Genomic DNA, 10,275 nt, shown 5'->3' on the forward strand with positions numbered 1-10,275 from the left:
GGATTTAAACCCATCAACAAAGGAGGGAACTACGAATGGCATACAGAAAATTAGGCCGTACAAGTGCGCAACGTAAAGCTATGTTACGTGATTTAGCTACTGATTTAATTATCAACGAGCGCATCCAAACGACAGAAACTCGTGCAAAAGAACTTCGTTCTGTAGTGGAAAAAATGATCACTTTAGGTAAACGCGGAGATCTTCATGCTCGTCGTCAAGCAGCAGCTTTCATTCGCAATGAAGTTGCTAACGCTGAGACTGGTCAAGATGCACTTCAAAAATTATTCGCTGATGTAGCTCCACGCTATGCTGAGCGCCAAGGCGGATACACTCGTATTGCAAAAATTGGTCCACGTCGCGGAGACGCAGCACCAATGGTAATTATCGAGTTAGTATAATGCTGATTAAAAGGGCAGGACAGTTCTTTTCAAGTAACTGGTCATGGCCCTTTTTTTTTAAATATAAAAAAATAGGCTAACTTGGCGAAGGAAAGGGTGCCTTCTATTGAAAAAAGAGAAACTTCGGATAGAAAATATATCATTTCAATATCCTGGGGCAGCCACGTATGCATTAAAAGATGTTTCATTTTCCTTATATGAGGGAGAATGGGTATCTATTATTGGACAAAACGGTTCAGGAAAGTCTACACTTGCAAAATTATTGAATGGTTTGTTTTTGCCGGAAGCAGGGACTATTACAGTAAATGATACAATGGTTTTATCAGAGGAAACGGTATGGGATGTTCGAAAACAAATTGGAATGGTATTTCAAAATCCGGATAATCAATTTGTTGGAACAACAGTGCAAGATGATGTTGTATTTGGCTTAGAGAATATCGGAATGCCAAGAGAACAAATGATTGAAAGATTAGAACAGGCCTTACGACTTGTCCGTATGGAAGATTTTCTTAATGATGAGCCTCATTCCTTATCTGGTGGGCAAAAGCAGCGAGTGGCAATAGCAGGCGTTTTAGCACTTCAGCCATCTATTTTAATATTAGATGAAGCAACGTCAATGTTAGATCCTCAAGGAAGACGTGAAGTAGTAGAAACGGTTAGACAACTTGTTAATCAAAAAGGTATTACCGTGTTATCAATTACGCACGATTTAGAAGAAGCGGCACAGTCAGATCGTGTCATTATTTTAAATAAGGGAGAAATATTAGAGGAAGGGACTCCAGAGAAAATTTTCAAGTCCTCTCATATGCTCCAAGAAATTGGCTTAGATGTACCGTTTTCGGTGAAAATAGCAGAATTATTAAAAAGAAATGAAATTCTCTTGCAAAATACGCATCTTACAATGGAAAGCTTGGTGAACGAACTTTGGAGATTACATTCCAAAAAGTAGAACATCGTTATCAATATAAAACTCCATTTGAAAGACGCGCACTTTATGATGTAGACGTGTCGTTTCCAAGTGGGGGCTATTATGCCATTATCGGTCATACTGGTTCAGGTAAGTCGACGATGATTCAACATTTAAATGGTTTATTGCAGCCGACAAATGGTACAGTTCAAATTGGTGAACATTTGATTTCGGCAGGAAAGAAAGAAAAAAAGCTAAAGCCACTACGTAAAAAAGTAGGGGTTGTCTTTCAATTCCCAGAACATCAGTTATTTGAAGAGACTGTGGAGAAAGATATTTGTTTCGGACCTACTAATTTTGGGGTATCTGGAGACGAAGCGAAGCAAAAGGCTAGAGAGGCAATAGAACTTGTAGGGCTAGAACCGGAACTGTTAACACGTTCTCCTTTTGAATTAAGTGGTGGACAAATGAGACGTGTTGCTATAGCGGGTGTACTGGCGATGGAACCTGAAGTACTTGTATTAGATGAACCTACAGCAGGACTAGATCCAAAAGGGCAGAACGAACTTATGCAGATGTTTTATAAGTTGCATAAGGAGAAGGGGCTTACAGTTATCCTTGTAACGCATAATATGGAGGATGCTGCTCAGTATGCGGAGCAGATTGTAGTTATGCATAAAGGAACGGTCTTTTTGCAAGGAAGTGCAGAGGAAGTATTTTCACATGCTGATGAACTAGAGAAAATTGGTGTGGATCTTCCTATGTCATTAAAGTATAAACGTGCAATTGAAGAGAAGTTTGGTATTTCAATTCCAAAGGCTACCTTATCTTTAGAGGATCTTACTCATGAAGTTGTGCAGGTGTTACGAAAAGGTGGTCATGAATCATGCAGCAGTTGATTATTGGGAGATATATCCCGGGGAATTCACTTATTCATCAACTTGATCCACGTACGAAGCTGCTGATTGTCTTTTTATATGTATTTGTTGTTTTCTTAGCAAATAATGCGATTTCATATGGATTTTTATTTTTATATGCACTCATTGCTTTATTTTTTGCAAAAGTGCCGATTCGTTATGTACTTTCGGGCTTAAAACCAATTTTATGGATTTTTCTTTTTACATTTTTCCTGCATATTTTTACAAATAAAGAGGGGGATGTACTACTCCAGCTTGGTTGGTTTTCGATACATGAAAAAGGATTAGAGCAAGGGATATACATTTCTGTACGATTCTTCGTTATTATTTTAATGACGACATTATTAACGTTAACGACGACACCTATTGAAATTACAGATGGTTTGGAGACGTTATTAAAGCCGTTGAAGCGTATAAAGGTTCCTGTTCATGAAATCGCATTAATGATGTCAATTTCTCTTCGTTTTATTCCGACATTAATGGATGAAACGAGTAAAATAATGAAAGCACAAGCATCACGTGGTATTGATTTCGCCGGGGGACCGATAAAAGATAGAATGAAAGCTATTATCTCACTGCTCGTTCCTCTGTTTATCAGTGCTTTTAAGCGTGCAGAGGACTTAGCAATTGCGATGGAAGCTCGTGGATATCAAAGTGGTGAAGGACGTACTAAATTTAGGCAACTACGCTGGAAAACAAGCGATACTGTAACGATTGTAAGCTTATTTTGTTTAGCTTGTATTTTGGCATGGGTGCGATCGTAATGGAGAATAGAGAAATGGATAGAATAAAATGTACGGTTGCATATGATGGCATGCATTTTTGTGGTTATCAAATTCAGCCGAAGCATCGTACTGTTCAACAAGAGATAGAAAAAGCATTACAGAAATTGCATAAGGGAGAACTTGTTCGTGTTCAGGCATCTGGTAGAACAGATTCTACGGTTCATGCAAAAGGACAAGTCATACACTTTGATACTCCTTTGTCTCTTGAAGAGTGGCAATGGAGTAACGCTTTAAATACAATGTTGCCAGATGATATTGTTATTAGGCAAGTAGAGAAAAAAACAGAAGAATTTCATGCACGTTACGGTGTTGAGAAAAAAGAATATCGTTACCGTGTATTATTATCAAAGACTGCGGATGTATTCCGTAGAAATTACGTATATCAATATCCATATCCGCTCGAAATCAAAAAAATAAGAAAAGCAATTCCTTATTTTATTGGAACGCATGATTTCACTTCTTTTTGTTCGGCAAAAACTGACAAAAAAGATAAAGTGCGAACAATTTATGAAATCGAGTTAATTGAGCAAGACGATGAATTAATTTTTCGTTTTGTAGGTAATGGATTTTTATATAATATGGTCAGAATTATTGTTGGTACGTTACTTAACGTAGGGCAAGGAAAGCTTGATCCTGATAGCATTCCAGAGATTTTAGCGAAACAAAATCGTCAGTTTGCTGGAAAGATGGCTCCAGGTCATGGGCTTTACCTATGGGAGGTAAACTATAACAACTAATCCTGGTGTAACATTTGCTTGACATTAGAAACTCAAAAGTATATCATAACATATGGTATTGTTTCTAAAACCACGATTAGCCCCGGAAGGAAATCGTGTTTAAGATAAACAATAGATTTTTTCTATGGAAAAGATAACGAGGAGGGAAACACATGCGTACGACTTTTATGGCAAAAGCTAACGAAGTTGAGCGTAAATGGTATGTGGTTGATGCTGAAGGTCAAACTTTAGGTCGCCTATCTACGGAAGTAGCATCTATTTTACGCGGTAAAAACAAACCTACATTTACACCACACGTTGACACGGGTGATCATGTAATTATTATTAACGCTGAGAAAATTCATTTAACAGGTAATAAATTAAACGATAAAATTTACTACCGTCACACTAACCACCCAGGTGGACTTAAACAAAGAACAGCTCTAGAAATGCGTACAAACTACCCTGTACAAATGTTAGAGCTTGCAATTAAAGGCATGCTTCCAAAAGGACGCTTAGGCCGCCAAGTTTCTAAGAAACTTAACGTGTATGCTGGAGCAGAGCATCCACACCAAGCACAAAAACCAGAAGTTTACGAACTTCGCGGATAATTAATTAAAGGAGGGCTTACTTTGGCACAGGTTCAATACTATGGCACTGGACGTCGTAAGAGTTCAGTAGCGCGCGTACGCCTAGTTCCAGGCGAAGGACGCGTTATCATTAACGGTCGTGATTTTGAAAACTATATCCCATTTGCTGCATTACGTGAAGTAGTGAAACAACCTCTAGTTGCAACAGAAACTTTAGGTAACTACGATGTACTTGTAAACGTAAATGGTGGTGGATACACTGGTCAAGCTGGTGCTATTCGTCACGGTATTTCTCGCGCTTTATTAAAAGCTGATCCAGAATACCGTCTAACACTAAAACGTGCAGGTCTATTAACTCGTGACGCACGTATGAAAGAGCGTAAAAAATACGGTCTTAAAGGCGCACGTCGTGCACCTCAGTTCTCAAAACGTTAATTTTTGCGAACTACAAACCCCAACCATTTTGGTTGGGGTTTTTTTATGTTTCATTCCTTTTTTGTGATTTTTATAGCTTGGAATATTTTAGTGCTACCGCCGTGCGTATGCTTCTTCTTTAGAAGTTTAGACTAATACGTATTAGGGAGGTTTATAAGTACTATGAATGTCATTGTCAGCTTACGAGAAAAACAAAAAGAAAAGCAGTTAAAATACGAGCGGAAGATGTTGCGGGAATTATCATTAAAAACATTGCGTTCAAATATTCGTGATGCCTTTCAAATGCAAGAGCTTCATCGTCAGTATGAAGATTACTGTATTGAATTAGGGATAGAATCTTATTTATTAGGAGCGAGATATAGTAAATTTGGCTATTATGGTGAATCGTTCTTTGATGTGAAATATAGAGCCTTAGAAGAAGAACAACAATTAACTGAAACGCTATTTCAATTTTTAACGAGTATGACTATGCGAGAAATAAAGTTGAAAGATGAGGAATTACTTTTTGAATCTTGTCAGCAGTTTATAGGATTGTGGTGGCAAGAAGGATATGAAAAAGGTGAAAGAAGATATCGATTAAAGCTTCATTAAGACAAGCATAAACTTTCCTCTTGTCCCATATAAGTAATTAGAGGGACTAGCTGGAGGAGGAAAGGTATGAAGAGAATTCGAATTATCTCTTTTGCACTCGCTGCGGTTGTATTGTTTTTTTTAGTCAAACAAGAATTTCAAATTACAAAATCGTGGCGAGCTTGGAATTTACCCTTATCAGGGAAAGTAATCGTATTAGATGCTGGGCATGGTGGACCAGATGGAGGGGCTGTTGGTGGAAAGGATATTATAGAAAAGGATATTACACTTGAAATTACAAAAAAGGTACAAGACTATTTACAAGAACAAGGTGCACTAGTTATTTTAACGCGTGAGGGAGATTATGATTTAGCTAACAAAGATACAAAGTCATATAGTAGACGTAAAGCAGAGGATTTAAAAAAACGTGTAGAAATCATCAATAAACCGGATATAGACTTTTTTGCAAGCATTCATTTAAATGCTTTAACTAGTAGTGGATCGAAAGGCGCACAAACATTCTATTATCGCTCTTCAATTGAAAATGAACGTGCTGCGAAATTTATACAGGCTGAATTGAGAACGAGTTTAGAAAATACGAATCGTTCTGCTAAAACGATCTCTCACGTATACTTATTGAAGTATGCGAAAACACCAGGTGCTTTAATTGAAGCCGGCTTTTTATCGAATGTGAACGAAAGGTATATGTTAAATTCGGAGAAATATCAACAGAAGGTAGCAGCTGCAATATACCGTGGTATATTGCGTTATTTCACGGAAAAAGGAAATCCTCCAGAATAAGGAGGATTTTTTTGAGTTTCTCTCGTTAACGAAGTTTTCGGAAAATATGTTATACTGGAAATGTAAACGCATTTATTTCAAGAATAAGCAAAGATAAATTCAATTAACATTACGTTATTTTTCATACAGGGGGCTGGGCTAATTATGGTAACGAAAGAACAAGTGGTTGAAGCGTTAGAAGGAGTTGTAGATCCGTTTTTACATAAAACATTAAAAGAAACAAGTGCAATTAAAGAGATAACAGTCAAGCCTGAGAAGGAACATGTGAGTGTTAAAATTGCAATTGTAAAAACTGGTACAGCGGAACAAATGCAGTTGCAGTCTGGAATTGTAAAGTTAGTAAAAGAACTTGGGGCAGCAACAGTTGGACTTCGTTTTGCAGAATTTACAGAAGAGGAATTAGCTCAGTTTGTACCAGAACAAGAAGAAGAGCAAAGTGAATCTTTATTGTCACCAAATTCAAAAACGACATTCTTAGCAGTGGCAAGTGGAAAAGGTGGCGTGGGAAAATCAACCGTTTCCGTTAACCTTGCGGTTGCTTTAGCTCGTTTAGGAAAAAAAGTTGGTATTATTGATGCGGACATTTACGGTTTTAGTGTGCCAGACATGATGGGGATAGAAAAACGTCCTATCGTAAGAGGTGACAAGATAATTCCGGTGGAACGTTTAGGTGTAAAGGTAATTTCAATGGGCTTCTTTGTAGAGGATAATGCACCAGTTATTTGGAGAGGACCTATGCTTGGGAAAATGTTAAACCACTTCTTCACAGAAGTAGAATGGGGCGATTTAGATTATTTAGTATTAGATTTGCCACCAGGCACAGGTGATATTGCGTTAGATGTGCACTCAATGTTGCCATCTTGCAAAGAGATTATTGTAACGACGCCGCATCCAACAGCTGCGTTTGTAGCAGCGCGTGCTGGAGCGATGGCATTACGCACTGAACATAGTATTCTCGGTGTTGTTGAGAATATGGCATATTTTGAAAGTAAGGTAACTGGTGAGAAAGAATATGTATTTGGAAGAGGCGGGGGAGATAAGTTAGCTGCCGAATTGCAAACGAATGTTCTTGGTCGTATTCCGCTACAACAACCTGATTGGAATAAAGAAGACTTTGCTCCTTCAGTATACGAAGATACACATACAACCGGCATTATTTATAGTAAGATAGCTGAAACAGTAATTGATAAAACAGCTGTTACACAAAAATAAAGTGAAACTTTAATCAGTGGGGTTCATCTGTTGCTAGTACACCTTTCGCTTAACTAGAGGGGCCCATTTTGTCTGTTAATAGCAAGATAAAGTAATAACGAGTGGACAATGTATAAATTGTCCACTCGTTATTATAGTTATTATTTTTACTGTTCTTCCTTCTTCTCGCCTTGAGAACCACCGTCACCGCCTGCTTCTTTCTTATCAGATCCGCCTTTTTCAGCTTTTTGTACACCTTTACTAATGATATCGATCATCTTGGCTTGGAAGAGTGGACTTTCAGCAGTTTCTGTTAGTACTTGTTGTAGATATTGACGGTATTCTTTACTCTTCATTGTTTGTAACATCATTTTTTCTACTTCAGGATTTTTCATAATTTCTATAACACCTGCTTGGTATTCAGGGTCTTTTAATAAGGTTTTCATTAATTGGGTTTGTTCTTTCCCCATACTTTTAGCAAACTTTGATGAGAACTCAGGGTCTTTAAAGAGCTTTTCCCAGAATTGTTGCCCTTTATCGGATACCATGGCATCTTCAATCGTTTTCTTTACTACTGTTTCATCTAGTATGAGTGCTTGTTTCATTTTTTCATCAGTTAATACATCTTGAATAGCTTTCTTACCTTGATCTGTTTTTAAAATATCAACAATCATCTTCTTTGTTTGATCGTAATCTAGTTCGGATTTCGTTTCTTTTCCTTGTGCGCATGCTACAAGTGCGATAAGTAGAAAAGAAGAAACGAAAATGAATAGCATCCGTTTCATAAGTTGGAACTCCTTTCAGCACAGTTCTCTCTTTTTAATATAAATATCTTTAAGGAATTTATACATGAACATGGCTAGCTTTTTGAAATTGTCATTGATACAATTTAATTAGAAATATAAGGATAATGGGGGATGTGTTGTGAATAGCCGCAAGTGGGTACGACTATTTTTAACGACGTTGTTTCTTGGTGGGATTAGCACAGTTATTATTGGTTTTGTTTTGGAGTGGGACAGGTATAATAAATTTTTTCAAAATTTCGACGGCAAGGAGATTTTAGCGGTATCTTTCTGGCTGATGGGTGTAGGATTTATTTTTAGCGTTATAAGTCAAATGGGCTTCTTTGCGTATTTAACAATCCACCGTTTTGGACTAGGGATGTTTCGCTCATCTTCTTTATGGAATGCAGTCCAGCTCTTCTTTATTGCATTCGTATTATTTGATTTTGTGTATTTAAGGTCTGTACTTATTGCAAATGGGGAAATCTCATTGGGGAATAACATACTTGTTGCTGGAATATTATTTGTGTTTGGAGCAATTGTTGCTTATGTAAAAAGTAAAGAAACAAATAAAAAAGCATTTGTGCCAGCTCTGTTCTTTATGGTTGTTGTAACGATTCTTGAATGGGTACCAGCGCTTCGGATTAATGATACAGATTGGTTATATTTAATGGTTATACCGCTATTGTTATGTAATGCATATCAATTACTTGTATTACATCGTTTAATCGGAAAAACGAGTAAATCTGCTTAATAGAGAGAGGTTTTATACACCAGCAGTTATATTGCTGGGAGTGGTGTGATTAAAAAAGCTCTACCACCTTCTTGAAAGGTAGTAGAGCTTTTTATACGTGAAGAGTAGTAGGGACAAAGTTATTTCACATCTTCACTTTTTGTACTTGTGTTGGAAATAAGTTGTGATACGGGTATTTGCTCATATCCATCACTTTTTAATTTTTGCAGGAGCAGCGGTAAAGCTCTATTTGTTTGAAGGGCAGAATCGGATGCGTGTAATAAGACGATATCTCCACCTTTCAAATTATTAGAGACGGTGGAAACGATGTTATTTACACCTGGGTTTTTCCAATCGTTTGAATTGTTACTCCAATGCACGACGGTGTATCCAAGTGATTCTGCAATTTTAAGGGTTGCCTTGTTGAATTCGCCACTAGGTGGACGTAACAGCTTAACTTGTTTTACACCAAGTTTTGTAAAAACATCTTGTGCTCGTAAAAGGTCTCGTCTTATTTCATTTGTCTCTAGAGAAGTATAGGATATGTAATTGTAACCCATACTACCGATTTCGTGTCCATCTTTCATGATGCGCTCTACAATATCGGGGTGTCTTTCGGCCCATGCAGCAGAAAGGAAGAAGGTTGCATTCTTAATTTCTCTTTCTTTAAGGGTATCAAGGATTGGAATTGCTTTTTTGTCTCCCCAACTAATATCGAATGTAAATGCAACTTGCTTTTTAGCGGTATCTCCTTTGTAAATTACTTTAGGACCTGTAGCAGTTGAAAAAGCAGATTCATGTGAATATGTTTTTAAAAAGAGTAGCCATGCTGTAAATAAGGAAAGTATCACTATTAAGCTAATGTGTTTAAAAGTTCTCTTACTCGTAATAAAAAAGAAAAACATAATATTACGCCCCTTTGTCCAATCCTTTTCAGTTACATATATGCTGTAAATATAAAAAAGAGAACAAAGGATTAATATCGTATGTAGTGGATATAATGAATGATAGGATTGTGATAAGTGAAAATGAGCGGAACGTTTATTGTTACGTAAGGAATTATTGAGGTGATCATTTGCTTGGGCTGATGTTGACAAAAGAAGAGAGAAAAGAGATGGAATACATATTAAAGAGAGAGTTAGAGGAACTTTTATTTGATTTTGAAGATGAGCGTATTCATGAAGTTGTAAAAAAAGCGATGGAAGAAAGATATAAAATCATTTTTTGTTTATTTCGGAGAGTTGCTAACGCAGAGGAATGTATTCGTTATGTAAGAAGAAGAACTTTTTATTAAAAAGTGTTGACGTTAATAGTTTGTATATGGTAAATTAATAAACGTCGCTGATGCAGAAACGCAGAAAACGACAAAAAAGAAATTAAAAAACTTGGTTGACATCGAAAAACGAAGATGTTAACATAAGGAAGTCGCAAATGAGCGACCAAGTAGTTC

14 protein-coding genes are annotated in these 10,275 nt (G+C 37.0%); 12 read left to right on the forward strand and 2 right to left on the reverse strand.

Annotated features, from left to right (window positions below):
* Nucleotides 1-35: 35 nt before the first annotated feature.
* The 10 genes from rplQ to RT27_RS22920 all read left to right on the forward strand — a co-directional run bounded on the left by rplQ (nucleotide 36) and on the right by RT27_RS22920 (nucleotide 7,331).
* Nucleotides 36-398 (forward strand): 50S ribosomal protein L17, encoded by a 363-nt coding sequence (gene rplQ / locus RT27_RS22875; protein ID WP_000331490.1) that lies wholly within the window; start codon nucleotides 36-38, stop codon nucleotides 396-398.
* 106 nt (nucleotides 399-504) lie between these two features.
* Complete coding sequence (locus RT27_RS22880) at nucleotides 505-1,347, forward strand: energy-coupling factor ABC transporter ATP-binding protein (RefSeq protein WP_016084019.1); 843 nt, start codon at nucleotides 505-507, stop codon at nucleotides 1,345-1,347.
* A complete protein-coding gene (locus RT27_RS22885; protein WP_000406529.1) occupies nucleotides 1,323-2,204 on the forward strand; it encodes an energy-coupling factor ABC transporter ATP-binding protein in 882 nt (293 codons plus the stop codon). Before RT27_RS22880 ends, RT27_RS22885 begins: the two co-directional genes overlap by 25 nt.
* Nucleotides 2,192-2,986: an energy-coupling factor transporter transmembrane protein EcfT gene (locus RT27_RS22890; RefSeq protein ID WP_001186530.1), complete on the forward strand. Its 795-nt coding sequence runs from the start codon at nucleotides 2,192-2,194 to the stop codon at nucleotides 2,984-2,986. Before RT27_RS22885 ends, RT27_RS22890 begins: the two co-directional genes overlap by 13 nt.
* 14 nt (nucleotides 2,987-3,000) lie before the next feature.
* Nucleotides 3,001-3,744, forward strand: coding sequence for a tRNA pseudouridine(38-40) synthase TruA (gene truA, locus RT27_RS22895; protein ID WP_002094238.1), 744 nt, complete (start codon nucleotides 3,001-3,003; stop codon nucleotides 3,742-3,744).
* 152 nt (nucleotides 3,745-3,896) lie between these two features.
* Nucleotides 3,897-4,334, forward strand: a complete 438-nt coding sequence (gene rplM, locus RT27_RS22900; protein ID WP_001260795.1) for a 50S ribosomal protein L13 — start codon at nucleotides 3,897-3,899, stop codon at nucleotides 4,332-4,334.
* Between the two features lie 21 nt (nucleotides 4,335-4,355).
* Entirely contained in the window at nucleotides 4,356-4,748 is a 393-nt protein-coding gene (rpsI, locus tag RT27_RS22905) for a 30S ribosomal protein S9 (protein WP_000079986.1), read from the forward strand.
* A gap of 162 nt (nucleotides 4,749-4,910) precedes the next feature.
* Complete coding sequence (locus RT27_RS22910) at nucleotides 4,911-5,339, forward strand: DUF2521 family protein (RefSeq protein WP_001101008.1); 429 nt, start codon at nucleotides 4,911-4,913, stop codon at nucleotides 5,337-5,339.
* 66 nt (nucleotides 5,340-5,405) lie between these two features.
* Complete coding sequence (cwlD, locus tag RT27_RS22915; protein ID WP_000822437.1) at nucleotides 5,406-6,119, forward strand: N-acetylmuramoyl-L-alanine amidase CwlD; 714 nt, start codon at nucleotides 5,406-5,408, stop codon at nucleotides 6,117-6,119.
* 144 nt (nucleotides 6,120-6,263) lie between these two features.
* Nucleotides 6,264-7,331: an Mrp/NBP35 family ATP-binding protein gene (locus tag RT27_RS22920; protein WP_043937641.1), complete on the forward strand. Its 1,068-nt coding sequence runs from the start codon at nucleotides 6,264-6,266 to the stop codon at nucleotides 7,329-7,331.
* Nucleotides 7,332-7,477: 146 nt separating this feature from the next.
* On the opposite strand, the gene gerD is transcribed toward RT27_RS22920, so the two are convergent.
* Nucleotides 7,478-8,095 (reverse strand): spore germination lipoprotein GerD, encoded by a 618-nt coding sequence (gene gerD, locus RT27_RS22925; protein WP_016084016.1) that lies wholly within the window; start codon nucleotides 8,093-8,095, stop codon nucleotides 7,478-7,480.
* Nucleotides 8,096-8,234: 139 nt separating this feature from the next.
* Between gerD and kbaA the strand changes: the two genes are divergently transcribed.
* The gene (gene kbaA, locus RT27_RS22930; protein ID WP_016084015.1) at nucleotides 8,235-8,846 is read left to right on the forward strand and encodes a KinB signaling pathway activation protein KbaA; all 612 of its coding nucleotides are present in this window, start codon (nucleotides 8,235-8,237) and stop codon (nucleotides 8,844-8,846) included.
* A gap of 119 nt (nucleotides 8,847-8,965) precedes the next feature.
* Here the strand turns inward: kbaA and pdaB are convergent, their stop codons facing one another.
* Nucleotides 8,966-9,730, reverse strand: coding sequence for a polysaccharide deacetylase family sporulation protein PdaB (pdaB, locus tag RT27_RS22935; RefSeq protein WP_043937642.1), 765 nt, complete (start codon nucleotides 9,728-9,730; stop codon nucleotides 8,966-8,968).
* A 170-nt stretch (nucleotides 9,731-9,900) separates the two neighbouring features.
* Here pdaB and RT27_RS22940 point away from each other — a divergent pair, with 170 nt between their 5' ends.
* Entirely contained in the window at nucleotides 9,901-10,119 is a 219-nt protein-coding gene (locus tag RT27_RS22940; RefSeq protein ID WP_000901146.1) for a hypothetical protein, read from the forward strand.
* The last annotated feature ends 156 nt before the right edge of the window (nucleotides 10,120-10,275 follow it).

It is taken from the genome of Bacillus sp. L_1B0_5 (assembly GCF_000836715.1).
GTDB classification, from domain to species: Bacteria; Bacillota; Bacilli; order Bacillales; family Bacillaceae_G; genus Bacillus_A; species Bacillus_A thuringiensis_S.